The organism is Mitsuokella sp. AF21-1AC (assembly GCF_003458855.1).
Lineage (GTDB): Bacteria > Bacillota > Negativicutes > Selenomonadales > Selenomonadaceae > Mitsuokella.
Genome location: NZ_QRVW01000044.1, coordinates 1 through 13,469, shown reverse-complemented (window position 1 = coordinate 13,469; position 13,469 = coordinate 1). Strand labels below are relative to the sequence as shown.

Genomic DNA, 13,469 nt, shown 5'->3' with positions numbered 1-13,469 from the left:
GGGGCGATGAGCAAGCGGCTTAAAAGCTGTAAACTGCTGTTGTTCTTGACATAAAGACGTTCCAAGGGAACCATTCCCTTTTGGACATCAGCAAGAGATTCGGCCGAAAGATAGGCAGCACGGTTCAGTCCCGGAAGCGGGACAGCACCAGCCGATGCCGTCTCAGAGACACAGAGGATATCCTTGTCCAGGACACGTTCTCCAAATGAATAAAGGCCTGCGCAAAGCGGACATACCTCAATTTCTGGATTAGCCGGATACGGCTGCAGCCGGCTGACAGAAGTATGACAGATTGCACATTCCCGGGCAGCATCCTGTGTCTTATTACAGGGGCTGGTCGGTGAAAAAAGCTGCTGCAACTGGCCGCATGAATAACGGTTCACTTTCCTGTCGGACAAGATTTCATTCACGCGGCGAAAGGCCTGACGCGTCCCTTCCCCCAGGAATTCATTCGCACTGCAGGGAGTCCAGGCAAGGGCCAGATAAAGGCGCTGCGAAAAATGCGCAATCATCCAATCGTTAATCTGTTCACTCACGCGTTGCAGCACTGCAATCGTCTCTGATGTATTCGCCAAGAGCAGATAAAACTGTCCCCCACCCGTATAAAGCAGGGAACTGCGGGAAAGATGACATGCCTGAAGGATCTCATCCACCACATGCTCCAAAAGGATTTCCAAATAGACCGAACGGCCGCGCAGCCCTTTCAATGCCCCTTTGGATGGGATCGTGTAAATGAATTGCTGGATGCCGGAAATATCACCTGACACCAAAAGGTACATATTCGTTGCACGACAGGATTTCCCCGCAGCCCCAGTCACCGCCGCACGATAATCCTTGATACTATGCGCTTCAAAGTATCCATACATCGCCGTGGCATAGGCAGCAGTCAGCCGCAAATGATCGTAAAGGGAGATGTCCCCGGCCTCACCAAGGGCCGTACTCGAAGGCACATAACTGAGAACAGCCTCCAACACCCGCAGCAGTTCATCCGCTTCCATATGGAATGGCGATTTGCGCAGGAAATTCGCTTCCAGATCGCGGTATAAATTCTGATAGGCGCTGATATCGGCACGGACGGCATCACGGGGCTGCGGATACTGGACCGCCGCATCCTCGCGCAGCGAGCGAAGATAAAAAGCCTGATGTCCCGCCTGATCACCAAACACATTGAAGATACTCATGAGCGGCATCTGTACGGAAAAGCCATTGCTTCCATCTTCTACGGAACGCCGGTCGCTGCCGGCCGCCAGGTTATCCGCTTCATAAATCAGATAACTGATATCCGCCGGATCCTGGATCTGCTTTAAATCACTGCCATGATGATGACGAACGGCGCGCAGGATATCTGCATCTTCGGGTTCTGCAAATCGCGCCAAAAAATCCCGTCCTACGACAGAATGTGTTTTCCGTTCTGGATTAGCCCGCAAGACAAGCTTGCCGACATCATGAAGCAGTGCCGCCCGCTCTACACGATCCGATAAATCTGTCGCCATCCAGTCATCCCCTTTCGCATCTCCCTGCTCGCAATAAATTGTATATATATGTTCATTCTGCAAGAATTCAAAATATCCTGCAAAATCCTTAAAATATGATGACATCGGCAATCTGCTTCGTTTCCGCTCCCCAGGAACGCACCATCGTGTGATTCGCCAACAGATAAATCCGCAATGAATCCGTCCGCTCATCAATCAGGCGCTGCGTTTCCTGCACAAGAGCCTCGTATTTCCGTTTTGTCAGGAAAGCCTCAAAGGCGGATTTCTGCACACGTGTCCCGTACTTTTCCAAGCACTTGACCATCTTGCTTCGCCGTTTGTTCTCGACGATATCATAAATCACCAGAACAATATAATGGCGTTCGTCTTCTGCAATGAGTTCCGCTTCTTCATAGTCCATTTCTTTCACCTCAGCGCAGGAATATCGGCTCATACATATCGGCATTCTCCGCCATCAATGCCTGGGCGTATTGGGAAATCTGATGCGCAATGCTGTGGCGATAGGAATGAACACCCTCCACATATTGATTTTTCGTCCGCATCTTTTTCTCATACGCGCGTAAAAAAATGGCACGTCCCTCCCGCGTCAGGAAAGTGCCTTGTTCCTGCTCATCATAAGCAGCCTTCTCAAAGTGATCCAGCCGGATTTCATGATGATTAACCAGTGACAATACCATCGAGTCTACAATCACAGCCCGCCATTCTTCCATCAAATCTGAAGCGAGTGCCGGATGATGATTTTTCAATGAATGAAGAAAGCCAAAATAAGGATGGAGTCCTTCATTGCTCAAAGCCGTATAAACTTCATACATCAGCAAGGTATAGCCCAGGCTGAGCATCGCATTGAATGGATCCTTGGGCGGACGTTTGCTTCTCTTGGCAAAGGCAAAATCCTTGGGAACAATTTTCCCCAATGCCTGGAAATACTGTCTGGCAACGATGCCCTCATACCCCATCAATTCCTCATTGGTTCCTGCCGTATCAATATGGCGGCTGTTAGCGATGATTTGACGTATGCCGTCTTGCACATCAGATGACTCTGTATAACGATTATAGCGCCGTAAAATCGTCAGTTGATTATGAATTTTCGCTGCAATACATTTCTTGGCCAAGGCCAGATAAAATGGCCCGCCACGCTGCAAGACCTGTTTTTCCTGACGAAAGACATTGACATGACGTGTAGATTCCAGGCGGCCAAAGAAGGCACCTCGCCGTGAAAGCCAGGTCACGGGGATTCCCAAACGAAGAAACTCAACCATCGCCCGAGAAGATACTTGCACGGAATCGATGATGACCAATCCATCAAGCACTGCTTCGGGGATCTCCATAAGCTCCTGATCGTTCTGCCCCACGATAAAGCTGCCCCCGCGCTTACGGATAAAGGCGCCATCTTCTGTGATATAAACAAAACTCATTGCAAGACCTCCCTTCTATTATTCCGTCCCCTGTCGGGGATGTTGGTTTCAAATTTATGAGAAAGAAAAGGGTTCGTTTATCATGCGGGGCGTTTCCGTCCCCTGTCGGGGATGTTGATTTCAAATTACGTTTCCGATGCAGATTATTTACAGGACGTTGAAATGTTTCCGTCCCCTGTCGGGGATGTTGGTTTCAAATTACACAAGAGCGGAAGCGCAGGAAGCAGCTGAAAAGTACAGTTTCCGTCCCCTGTCGGGGATGTTGGTTTCAAATGTCATGAAAAACATTGTAATGCCGATGGAAGAAGTTTCCGTCCCCTGTCGGGGATGTTGGTTTCAAATCGCACTGGAGCTTGATTATGCAATCAAGAAAGCAGGACTGTTTCCGTCCCCTGTCGGGGATGTTGGTTTCAAATTATCCCTGTTATTGACCACATCATTATAGGAGACGGTAACAGTTTCCGTCCCCTGTCGGGGATGTTGGTTTCAAATAATATGACGGATACAATGCATCTTTTGTTTATTCTCATTGCGTTTCCGTCCCCTGTCGGGGATGTTGGTTTCAAATTTCACGACTGGCGACATGGATAAGGCATTGAGTGTGCAGGGAGTTTCCGTCCCCTGTCGGGGATGTTGGTTTCAAATAACATCACTGGCTAATGCTACAGAAGTTATTTTTCAGTTAAGTTTCCGTCCCCTGTCGGGGATGTTGGTTTCAAATTACTTGTCGTTGCGCGAGGCAAGTTCTGCGACCTGCGTTTCCGTCCCCTGTCGGGGATGTTGGTTTCAAATCTGAAATGAAAGTCACGATTACTTATAGCTGCGGTCATGAGTTTCCGTCCCCTGTCGGGGATGTTGGTTTCAAATTGTACATGCAGTACAGCCGTATTTAAAAGAACGCGGCTTGTTTCCGTCCCCTGTCGGGGATGTTGGTTTCAAATGGATTCGCCTATAATTCACAATCGTCATGGGTCGACTTTGTTTCCGTCCCCTGTCGGGGATGTTGGTTTCAAATTTGGCCCCGTGTTGATAGGCACGTTTTTGCCAGACATTTTAGTTTCCGTCCCCTGTCGGGGATGTTGGTTTCAAATATTAAATGAGTTGATATAATTAAGACAATAAAAGAACAGGTTTCCGTCCCCTGTCGGGGATGTTGGTTTCAAATCATTCGTCTAGCAGACGTTCCTGCTTAGCCGTGTAGAAGTTTCCGTCCCCTGTCGGGGATGTTGGTTTCAAATTATGGTATTAGCACAGACGAAGACGATGAAGACGAAGAGGTTTCCGTCCTCTGTCGGGGATGTTGGTTTCAAATTTAAAACAGTAACGCGTCAAGCGCGGAAAATCTTGAAGCAGGTTTCCGTCCCCTGTCGGGGATGTTGGTTTCAAATACGTTTTGGCACAATGCGTATATGTGTACGCTTTTACGCCGTTTCCGTCCCCTGTCGGGGATGTTGGTTTCAAATAAATTTTTTATCTGCATCAGAAGCAGCAGTTCCATCCTGATTGTTTCCGTCCCCTGTCGGGGATGTTGGTTTCAAATACGTGAAGCACGTCATTACTTATCGTGGCGAGCACGTTTCCGTCCCCTGTCGGGGATGTTGGTTTCAAATTTGGAATAATTATTACTGTGAAGAAATGAATTATCCGTTTCCGTCCCCTGTCGGGGATGTTGGTTTCAAATCCTGTCGGTGGAATCCGTTGCGCGACAATGGAGAAACGGGCTTTTGCGGGGCGGATGGCAAAACGCTCAGTTTTGTCAATCGAAAAATTTCTATATGTTGCTCGAATCCTTATACAGCAAGCCGCGGTGCGGATTATGTCACCACCACAATGGATTTATTATTTTTAATTCTACGCAGATACGCAAAATCCTTCTTGTTTTCTTATTTTTGACATACATTGACTGTGCAAGGACTCTTGCCAGACATCACAAATAAATATGATATAATAAAGGCGTCGAATCAACTCTGCAGTCAGGGGAAATGTTTATGTTTCGTTCAAAAATCACGCGCCGGCTCGTAACATCCTTTTTGCTCATCATCTTTGCGTCCTTCGCCTTGCTCGGAGCCTTCCTGCTCCACTACTTCCACGACTACACACTCGAAAACGAGCGCACGGCCCTCATCCGCAACGCAAAAATCATCGAAGTCGCACTTGAACCAACCTTCTACGTCCGCAGCGACGCGCTCGATGACACGCTGGAACGCCTGCACAACGAGACGGGACTGCGCATCACCGTCATGGACGCCGAGGGCAACGTGCTCGGTGACACGGCTCAGACGGCCGACCGCCTCGACAATCATTTTGCGCGCGAGGAAGTCCAGGCCGCACTGACCTCTGACTACGGTGTCGCCGTGCGCGAAAGCGCAACGCTGCACGAAAACCTCATGTACGTCGCCGTCCCCATCCGGCACGACGGGCAGCTGACCGGCATCATCCGCACGGCCAATTCGCTCTCGCCGATGGAACACTCCTACCACACGATCTTCCAGGTCATCATCTGGGGTCTCTTTCTCGCGCTCAGCATCTCCTTCCTGATTTCCGTCTGGCTGGCCCACCGGCAGGTCCGGCCCATCATGCTGCTTTCGCAGGATGCCATGGCGATTGCGGCCGGCAATCTCGACAAACGCCTGCGCTGGCACAGCGGCGATGAATTCGATACCCTCGTGCAGACCATCAACCACCTGACCGAGAATCTGGCCAAGAAAATCCAAGAATCCCAGGCCGAAGCCCATAAGCTCGCGCTGACGCTCGACAACATCGACAACGCCATCATGCTCATCGACGCGCGCGGCAATATCGTCGACGCCAACCCGCAGGCCGAAGCCATCTTCCATCTGTCGCCGGGCTGCCTGCAGCGCCACAGCATCCACGTCATCGGCAATGCCCAGCTCTCGGAAACGGCTCAGGTCGTCAGCCGCGAGGACCGCTCTCAGACCATCACGTTCCACACCGACCGCGATGATGGCGAGCATTACACCTTCCAGGTCTTCCTCGCGCCCTTCCCCGAGGAAAACGATCAGAAACTCGTGCTCGCCGTCTTCCACGACATCTCGATGCTGCAGGAAATCAACGACCGGCAGGCGGAATTTGTCAGCAATGCCGCCCACGAACTTGCAACGCCCCTGACTTCAATCTCAGGCTTTGCCGAAACCCTGCTCGACGATGACTTCAAGGACCCCGATGCCAGCCACCATTTCGCCGGCATCATCTACCGCGAAGCACAGCGCATGAGCCGCCTCATGAAAAGCCTGCTGCAGCTCGCGCGCCTCAGCGACGAAACGTGCCGCAAGCAGCTCGTGCAGGTGCCCGTTGACCTCGCAGCCGTCGCACGGCAGGAAGGCCAGGCCCTCCTCGATGCGGCAGAGGCCAAAAATCAGCAGCTCATCATTGAAGGAACGGAAAACCCGCTCTTCATGCTCGCAACTCCCGAGCTCTGCGGACAGATTGTCCATAACCTCATCGAGAACGCCATCAAGTACACGCCAGAAGGCGGCACGATCACGGTCCGCGCCGCAGGCACAGATGCGTCAGTCAACCTGTGCGTCGAGGATAACGGCATCGGCATCGCCGCCGCAGACCTGCCGCGCATCTTCGACCGCTTCTACCGCGTCGACAAGGCCCGCGCCCGCAAGTCCGGCGGCAACGGCATCGGCCTCTCGCTCGTCAAGTTCCTCGTCGAGCTATTCGGCGGCCAAATCAAAGCCGAAAGTGAGGTAGGCCGCGGTACCCGCTTCACCCTGACCTTCCCGCGCTGCCAGCAGTAACAAGCTATAGAGAAAGTCCCTCCGTTTGCTTATCAGGATTTTTCATCATCCTGCCAAGCAAGCGGAGGGATTTTTCTTGTCCATGCATATCGCCGACAGGCAAACATCTTCCGGGTTCTCGACTGTAGCAAACAATCAATTTACCTTTTAAGCCCGAGACTCCGGATGCCATAAAGAAGAAAGAATAGTGGCGTAGGATCATGGATTCTCTCATCAAAAAGATGGATGAACTTACGTCTTCTTGACTGGTAATAATAAAATACCTAGTACAAGCACCAAGCAAAAGCGAGATGCTTTTCTTATGCCCAATTTTAAAGAAAAGAGGAATATACAATGGAGAACCAGGATAATATGCTGCATTTTAATCTCCAGCGCTTTGCCGATACCGGCGAGTCCGGCGGCCAGGGAGGACAGGAACCTCCAGTAAAAGCCGATGCTAACGATGCGAATAACCGGTAAGCCAGCTGAGAAAAAGCACCTTGCATGATTTGCAAAGTGCTTCTATTCAATATTCTATATTAGGATCATCTTCGATGTATACCATTTCGTATACGTCTTTTCCTGCATGAAGGCATTGCTCAATCACATTAATACACCAAGCCTCTCCTCTATTTAGTAATGGTATAGTAGGAAATCCATCTGGAAATTTTTCGTTATATGCGTCAAATGCTTCGTAAAATGTCATGATATATCAGCCTCCTTGATAATATACAGATATGCCTGAAGGTATGAGGCATATAGTTTTTAAACCAGTGCAATCCTTCAAGGCTCACTGGGATCACCGAAACGACTTGTTTCAGTCCACGCACCCATGAAGGATCATCCCCGCGAGTGCGGGGGCTCACCAGCTACAGCCGCATGGTACTGGTTCTCTGACAAATTGTCCGCCTGCATCTATGCATGCAAGCTTGTGACAGTCTGCACATACTGTCGGGCGGCCGCTTGAGGCTGCTGCCACCGCAACTCCTCCTTTTCTGGTATAATATAAGTATCAAGAACATTCAGGAAGGTGGTCATCATGACAGTTCTTTTCGGGCTTATATGTGCATTCCTTCTTCTTACCATCTTTGCTACGTGCCTTTCCGGCGCGCTTGGCTTTTTGTACGGACTTTTCAAAAAGCTCTGAGCTCCGCAGTGCGGGGCTTATTTTTTATACTGCATCTCCAGCCTGCGCGGCACTTAAAATCAGCTCACCCAAGTCGGAAGCACCTCCGACCACGATTGCCAGCTTCTGGAAACTGCCAAGCAACATCTGCACCAATCAGGATTTGCAAATCGCTGATTTTATTTAAATTCTCTGCCTCCTAACATGTTCATCATGCTATAATAAAAAAGGGGTGGTTCTATGTCATTCCGTATCATTTTGGGCGATATTTCTCCCGAGTACAAGCTTTTTGGCAACACCTTGGTTGCCACGGGGCGTCCTCCTATCGCCGTTAACAGGGTATCTGTCCTGGATTACGAGGAAATTTCCCATTGCACCGACTACGGGCTCAGCTGGCTGCGCACACTTCCCGCCTTGGCTTTCGGCCTTCTTTGCTTCAGTCTCGTCGGCGCTATCTCATTTGCCGCAATCGCCGGCTTGAAAGTACGCCAGTTCTATACGTTCCGCATCACCGTCCGCTATTACGGATCCTTTATCGCCGTCGCGGATAAGACAACCTACAAAGATTTCCTGCAAGCTTATCTTGATTCCGACGAGTCCGCCTGATGGCGGTCTTTTTTTAATCCAATCCAAACTCTTTGCGCAAGATGGCCTCATCCTCTTCTCGCTGCTTCCTCTTGCGCTCCTCCATCTGCTCCTTTACCTCCGGATAGAGCAGCACGAGGATTTCCTCCATCATGATGGGATGCTCAAGCTGCACATTAACGAGCCACGAGAGGAAATAAGCCCACTTCTCGTCGCTGCGTTTCTCCGCTGTCCGCCGTCCCTCGAGGATCTTGTAGAATTCTCCAACCTGCAGGGAATCATCCCCGCGAGTACGGGGCTCACTGTAGCTCCGGAGCCCATCCAAGCGAAGATGATAACGAGGATGAAAACGGTGGGCCCTAGGAAGGCGGCCAAGAATCCACAAAGGGTTTTCAGGAGGCGATGAAGGATAAAGAGCCGGAGCCGAAGAGGACAGAAGACCGAAGGCCTTGGAATGAAGAGAACCACCCACGCCGGTCAGATGGAAAGTTTGGAAAGGGTGGGAATAAGGGCTCGACAAAAAGCAATGAACATGGTAGTGTAGAACTAAGCCCAAAAGGTGTGAACCGATTATGGGTGCGAGGCTTTGCCAATAAACAAAAGCTCATGAATCATTGGAAAAACGGAAGGACGCACCGAGATGAATATCCTGACTTTACGATCGGGCAATATGTTGCACGAGCTGTGCAACTGGCTGAAATGCCTGTTGGTGGTGACATACTCGGCCATATCGACAAAGATGGCATCATTATCAGATATGACCGAAAAACTAATGATTTTGTAAAAGCATCCATAACAAAAGGGTTTCGCACTATGTTTAAGCCGATAGATGGCGAATCATATTACATAAATATGTGTAAGGAGGATATCGAACGTGGCGGAAAAGGTTAAGTGCCCGGTATGTGGCAAAAGCGAATTTGATGAACGGGACAATTTCGATATCTGCCCTATCTGCTATTGGGAAAATGATGATTATCAGATTCGTCACCCGGATAAGAGTGGCGCAAATCGTATGAGCCTCAATGAGGCACGGGCTGCCTACAGGGCAGGAAAGAAGGTAAAATGACATGGACAACGTCCGCATCATATACCGAATACTGAAAGCTTTGGAAGCCAGTATGGATTCAGAGGAGTTCGACGAGCGCATGATTTCAGCCGAAACTCTCGGGATAAGCCAATACCGTTTGTATTCTATCCTCCGTATGCTGGTCAAAGCAGAACTGATTGAGGGGATTGCAGTTGATACCGATGCCACAGGAAATTTCTTGATCAGCAAAGGGCGACCGCGGTTGACACTTCAAGGCCTTGAGTACCTGAATGAAAACAGTATGATGCAGAGAGCTATGAGAATGGCCAAGGGTATCAAAGATAGCGTTCCTGGTTTATAACCGCTTGTACAATGTGCAGGCGGTTTTCTTATGCCCAAAATAGGAGGAAGGATATGTCACGAGTAGGAGGAAGGATATGTCACGAGCGGATTTATGGGAGCCTAAAGCGCGTATAGAAGCAGAGTTCCGGCGTTCGCTCCTGGAAATCGCCAAGCAGATTGTGTCATGCGAGTCGGCAAGACGAATGACCCAAGGCTTATCCGGATTACGCTTGACCATCTGTCGCACTCCTCCGAGTTTATGCGGCTATCGCGAGCGGTTGCCATGAAAATGGTAACGGGTCTTTTTGCTGATCAAGGGCGCACATGGCGCGAGGCCGCCCGCCACAACACAAGTGGGTAGGATGACATACGAGGCACTGCGGAGCGAGCTTAGTAAGCGCTAAATAATACAGTGTATATACTCCCCCCTCCGCCTTGTGGGATAATGGTCTCACATGAATGTCTCAAGGCATGCGCCGAGGAATTTGGTAATATGAGGACATATAGGAAATTCAGGAATCTCGGGAAATCCGGGAAAATCGGGAAATTCGGTAATCCTCAGAAGCGGCGGTATGTGCCGCGGTGGACGCAGATCATCATGGAGCAGCGAGCCAGCGGCCTTTCCGGCATGGCATACTGCCGCCGTGCCGAAATCAACTGCAAAACGTTCTACTACTGGCAGAATGTCATCCAAAAGGAGCTGCTGGCAAGTAAGGCGCAATATACGGATGTGGTGGAGACGTTGTCTCCTTCATCCGAACCAATAAAGCCGTCAAAAGGTGAGCACGAGACGAGTACCCCAAAGACTCCGGCAATACCGGAGGAGGTTGCGCTGAGACGCTCGAGCCACCTGCTGAATCAACTCCAGCACTGCCCGAGCCACCCGAATCCACATTGCAAGAAGGGGTTCACTTCGTTTCATTGAAGTGCACAAAGCCGTCCTCTCAATCAGCGCAGCCACCACAGTCACCACAGCCAGCGTTGGAGATTTTCTGTGGGACAACACGCATCACGGTAACAAAAGATACGCCACCAGAGCTTTTGCGGCAGACTCTCTGTATCCTAAGGGATGTGTTCTCATCATGCTAATCCGAGAACTCACGGCGGAGCACATCTATCTGGCCTGTGGCCATACGGACATGCGGAAGTCCATCGACGGGCTTGCCGCCTTGGTTGTCTCGCGGTTCCATCTGGACCCGCACCAGCCGGCGCTTTTCTTGTTCTGCGGCCGTCGCAAGGACCGTATCAAGGGGCCGCTCTGGGATAAGACGGATTTTCTGCTGCTCTGCAAGCGCCTCGAAAATGGCAAGTACCAATAGCCGGATGAGCCCAAGGACGTGCTGGAGATCTCGGAACAGCAGCTTCACTAGCTCACGGAAGGGCTCACCCTAAAGACGGAAGTCCAGATGCTCAAGGCCCAGATTGCCCGGCTGCAGAAGATGGTATATGGGTCCCGCACGGAAAAGACGAAGCGGATTGGAGACTGCAAACGAGCAGATGGACTTTTTCAACGAGGCGGAGTCGAGGCGAAGAAAAATGCGCCCGAACCGTGCATTGAGATGCCCGCACGTCTACAGGCGTTGCGGCACAGCCCTGACGTCCATGGCCAAAGAGAAGCTCCGCACGGAAATTGAGTTCATCCCCGCCAAGATTAAGGTCATCGACTACTGCCGCAAATCCTTCCAGTGCCTCGCTTGCCGCAAGGAAGAGCATTTCTCCATCGAGAAGCCGGCCATGCCGCTCGTCTCGCGACTGCAGCAGGACCTCCTCGAGCAGGATGTCATCCATGCAGATGAGACACCCGTACAGGTCCACAAAGAGAAGGGGCGCAAGAACTGGTTGTTCAGCGACTCTCTGAAAGGAGCCAAGGCCAACGGCCTGAATCCGTTCCAATACCTCTTCGAGCACCTGCCAAACGCCGACATCCAGCAGCATCCCGAGTACCTCGACGACGTCCTGCCATGGAATGAGACAATCCAGTGAAACTGCAAATGAACCATCCAAATTTCCTTGCTCGCACAGCAGCGCTTTTTGATGCGCATTTCAGTGATGACGAAAATTTTAGCCATCAGGCTGGCAGATTATACACCGGATAATTTAGCGCTTACACTATGATACGCGCATCGCGATGACCGTCCTTTTCTAAGCTGCCTATGCGGCAGTTAACATACGTGCCTGGCAAAATGAGGTGCTTGGCAATTTCTAAGCTGCCTATGCGGCAGTTAACGATATAGCAAAGATATAAAAAAGAATCTTGTCTTTCTAAGCTGCCTATGCGGCAGTTAACATTAGTAATCTGATGATTACAAGTCAGCAAGATTTCTAAGCTGCCTATGCGGCAGTTAACTGTATTATCGCGTCGGGCTTATGGATACTTTTTTTCTAAGCTGCCTATGCGGCAGTTAACGAAAGGAAGTTAAAAATGGCTAAATATTTTTCTTTCTAAGCTGCCTATGCGGCAGTTAACCATTGCCTGCAATGCCCGTCGCGTGAGCTTTTTTTCTAAGCTGCCTATGCGGCAGTTAACTAGTACACACCGTATTTCAGACCATATTCGACTTTCTAAGCTGCCTATGCGGCAGTTAACTCGTCTTTCAATGTCTGGCAAAACGGCAAACATTTCTAAGCTGCCTATGCGGCAGTTAACCCTGTTGCCCATTCCGTGGGCACGGGTGTTATTTTCTAAGCTGCCTATGCGGCAGTTAACCGTATTCGATTTGCCATATAGGATCAGCTCCATTTCTAAGCTGCCTATGCGGCAGTTAACTTGCTGTCATCATATGGTATCCTTTCTTTTGATTTCTAAGCTGCCTATGCGGCAGTTAACAAATCATTGCCGACTGTGCCGTTCTGTGTGCATTTCTAAGCTGCCTATGCGGCAGTTAACGCCCGCGACATTGTGACGGACTATTTTAGTATTTTCTAAGCTGCCTATGCGGCAGTTAACTTACCCCACAGGAGATAAGCTACCTTCTTCTTTTTCTAAGCTGCCTATGCGGCAGTTAACAAGGAAATCAACGAGAGCAATGCGAAGCGAGATTTTCTAAGCTGCCTATGCGGCAGTTAACATCATCCGGTTGCTCAACAAGATGAATATCATTTTCTAAGCTGCCTATGCGGCAGTTAACGTAGTTACGTACATGGTAGCACGACAGATAAATTTCTAAGCTGCCTATGCGGCAGTTAACAGGAAATCAACGAGAGCAATGCGAAGCGTGACTTTCTAAGCTGCCTATGCGGCAGTTAACTTTGTGGCATGTTCACCTTGATTTACGGAATATTTCTAAGCTGCCTATGCGGCAGTTAACACGGTCACAAAGGTTTGCGCCGACATCCCAATTTTCTAAGCTGCCTATGCGGCAGTTAACCAGATAAGATTTACCTCATTCGCCCGAAGCGCTTTCTAAGCTGCCTATGCGGCAGTTAACAAGCATAATATACTAATATAATATGATGATAATTTTCTAAGCTGCCTATGCGGCAGTTAACCATGGGGGCTCTCTATGCCAATCGGATCTCTTTTTCTAAGCTGCCTATGCGGCAGTTAACAAATACACCCATTCACATAATCGGCCTCAAGAATTTCTAAGCTGCCTATGCGGCAGTTAACGTCTCTACATCGTACCTCTGGGGTAACTCATATTTCTAAGCTGCCTATGCGGCAGTTAACTATTAAAAACACTGTTAGTTATTGACTCAAACTTCGCAGTTACTAAAACACTGATTTATTTTTAG

The 13,469-nt window shown here is 49.9% G+C and carries 14 protein-coding genes and 2 CRISPR repeat arrays; of the genes, 9 read left to right on the top strand and 5 right to left on the bottom strand.

All coding sequences use genetic code 11. The features are described from left to right. The 3 genes from cas10 to cas1 form a co-directional block, all read right to left on the bottom strand. On the bottom strand, positions 1-1,598 hold a 1,598-nt coding region (gene cas10 / locus DWX75_RS11495; RefSeq protein ID WP_158558805.1), incomplete at its 3' end, for a type III-A CRISPR-associated protein Cas10/Csm1. Beyond that, complete coding sequence (gene cas2 / locus DWX75_RS11490; RefSeq protein ID WP_118016451.1) at positions 1,582-1,893, bottom strand: CRISPR-associated endonuclease Cas2; 312 nt, start codon at positions 1,891-1,893, stop codon at positions 1,582-1,584. The genes cas10 and cas2, both read right to left, overlap by 17 nt. Positions 1,894-1,903: 10 nt before the next feature. Beyond that, the gene (gene cas1, locus DWX75_RS11485; RefSeq protein ID WP_118016450.1) at positions 1,904-2,908 is read right to left on the bottom strand and encodes a CRISPR-associated endonuclease Cas1; all 1,005 of its coding nucleotides are present in this window, start codon (positions 2,906-2,908) and stop codon (positions 1,904-1,906) included. 19 nt (positions 2,909-2,927) lie between these two features. Next, positions 2,928-4,589: a CRISPR direct-repeat array (repeat unit 35 nt; unit sequence GTTTCCGTCCCCTGTCGGGGATGTTGGTTTCAAAT). 307 nt (positions 4,590-4,896) lie between these two features. Here cas1 and DWX75_RS11480 point away from each other — a divergent pair. After that, positions 4,897-6,675: an ATP-binding protein gene (locus tag DWX75_RS11480; RefSeq protein WP_158558804.1), complete on the top strand. Its 1,779-nt coding sequence runs from the start codon at positions 4,897-4,899 to the stop codon at positions 6,673-6,675. 333 nt (positions 6,676-7,008) lie between these two features. After that, positions 7,009-7,134, top strand: coding sequence for a hypothetical protein (locus tag DWX75_RS12325; protein WP_255424275.1), 126 nt, complete (start codon positions 7,009-7,011; stop codon positions 7,132-7,134). 46 nt (positions 7,135-7,180) lie between these two features. Here DWX75_RS12325 and DWX75_RS11475 read toward each other — a convergent pair whose 3' ends face one another. Continuing rightward, the gene (locus tag DWX75_RS11475) at positions 7,181-7,360 is read right to left on the bottom strand and encodes a hypothetical protein (protein ID WP_118016448.1); all 180 of its coding nucleotides are present in this window, start codon (positions 7,358-7,360) and stop codon (positions 7,181-7,183) included. Positions 7,361-8,020: 660 nt separating this feature from the next. On the opposite strand from DWX75_RS11475, the gene DWX75_RS11470 reads away from it, so the two are divergent. Then, positions 8,021-8,386 carry a hypothetical protein gene (locus DWX75_RS11470; protein WP_118016447.1) on the top strand — a complete coding sequence of 122 codons (366 nt, stop codon included), beginning with the start codon at positions 8,021-8,023 and terminating at the stop codon, positions 8,384-8,386. 13 nt (positions 8,387-8,399) lie between these two features. Here the strand turns inward: DWX75_RS11470 and DWX75_RS11465 are convergent, their stop codons facing one another. Then, the gene (locus DWX75_RS11465) at positions 8,400-8,690 is read right to left on the bottom strand and encodes a hypothetical protein (RefSeq protein WP_147671608.1); all 291 of its coding nucleotides are present in this window, start codon (positions 8,688-8,690) and stop codon (positions 8,400-8,402) included. A gap of 77 nt (positions 8,691-8,767) precedes the next feature. Here DWX75_RS11465 and DWX75_RS11460 point away from each other — a divergent pair, with 77 nt between their 5' ends. The 6 genes from DWX75_RS11460 (at position 8,768) to DWX75_RS12375 (ending at position 11,717) form a co-directional block, all read left to right on the top strand. After that, a complete protein-coding gene (locus tag DWX75_RS11460; RefSeq protein WP_118016445.1) occupies positions 8,768-9,256 on the top strand; it encodes a hypothetical protein in 489 nt (162 codons plus the stop codon). Next, entirely contained in the window at positions 9,240-9,431 is a 192-nt protein-coding gene (locus DWX75_RS11455) for a CPCC family cysteine-rich protein (RefSeq protein WP_118016444.1), read from the top strand. The genes DWX75_RS11460 and DWX75_RS11455 overlap by 17 nt, the downstream gene beginning before the upstream one ends. 1 nt (position 9,432) lies before the next feature. Next, the gene (locus DWX75_RS11450) at positions 9,433-9,753 is read left to right on the top strand and encodes a YjcQ family protein (RefSeq protein ID WP_118016443.1); all 321 of its coding nucleotides are present in this window, start codon (positions 9,433-9,435) and stop codon (positions 9,751-9,753) included. Between the two features lie 579 nt (positions 9,754-10,332). Further along, positions 10,333-10,659: a hypothetical protein gene (locus DWX75_RS11445; RefSeq protein WP_147671606.1), complete on the top strand. Its 327-nt coding sequence runs from the start codon at positions 10,333-10,335 to the stop codon at positions 10,657-10,659. 157 nt (positions 10,660-10,816) lie between these two features. Continuing rightward, positions 10,817-11,053, top strand: a complete 237-nt coding sequence (gene tnpB / locus DWX75_RS11440; RefSeq protein WP_118016441.1) for an IS66 family insertion sequence element accessory protein TnpB — start codon at positions 10,817-10,819, stop codon at positions 11,051-11,053. 157 nt (positions 11,054-11,210) lie between these two features. Continuing rightward, entirely contained in the window at positions 11,211-11,717 is a 507-nt protein-coding gene (locus DWX75_RS12375; protein ID WP_158558803.1) for a transposase, read from the top strand. A gap of 156 nt (positions 11,718-11,873) precedes the next feature. Continuing rightward, positions 11,874-13,404: direct repeats of the CRISPR family, unit length 28 nt; unit sequence TTTCTAAGCTGCCTATGCGGCAGTTAAC. Between the last annotated feature and the right edge of the window lie 65 nt (positions 13,405-13,469).

Coding starts and splice junctions, on each gene's coding strand:
- DWX75_RS11450 (WP_118016443.1), top strand. CDS start 9,433: ATGGACAACGTCCGCATCATATACCGAATACTGAAAGCTTTGGAAGCC.
- DWX75_RS11480 (WP_158558804.1), top strand. CDS start 4,897: ATGTTTCGTTCAAAAATCACGCGCCGGCTCGTAACATCCTTTTTGCTC.
- DWX75_RS11475 (WP_118016448.1), bottom strand. CDS start 7,360: ATGACATTTTACGAAGCATTTGACGCATATAACGAAAAATTTCCAGAT.
- cas1 (WP_118016450.1), bottom strand. CDS start 2,908: ATGAGTTTTGTTTATATCACAGAAGATGGCGCCTTTATCCGTAAGCGC.
- tnpB (WP_118016441.1), top strand. CDS start 10,817: ATGCTAATCCGAGAACTCACGGCGGAGCACATCTATCTGGCCTGTGGC.
- DWX75_RS12325 (WP_255424275.1), top strand. CDS start 7,009: ATGGAGAACCAGGATAATATGCTGCATTTTAATCTCCAGCGCTTTGCC.
- DWX75_RS11460 (WP_118016445.1), top strand. CDS start 8,768: ATGAAGGATAAAGAGCCGGAGCCGAAGAGGACAGAAGACCGAAGGCCT.
- DWX75_RS11470 (WP_118016447.1), top strand. CDS start 8,021: ATGTCATTCCGTATCATTTTGGGCGATATTTCTCCCGAGTACAAGCTT.
- DWX75_RS11445 (WP_147671606.1), top strand. CDS start 10,333: ATGGAGCAGCGAGCCAGCGGCCTTTCCGGCATGGCATACTGCCGCCGT.
- cas2 (WP_118016451.1), bottom strand. CDS start 1,893: ATGGACTATGAAGAAGCGGAACTCATTGCAGAAGACGAACGCCATTAT.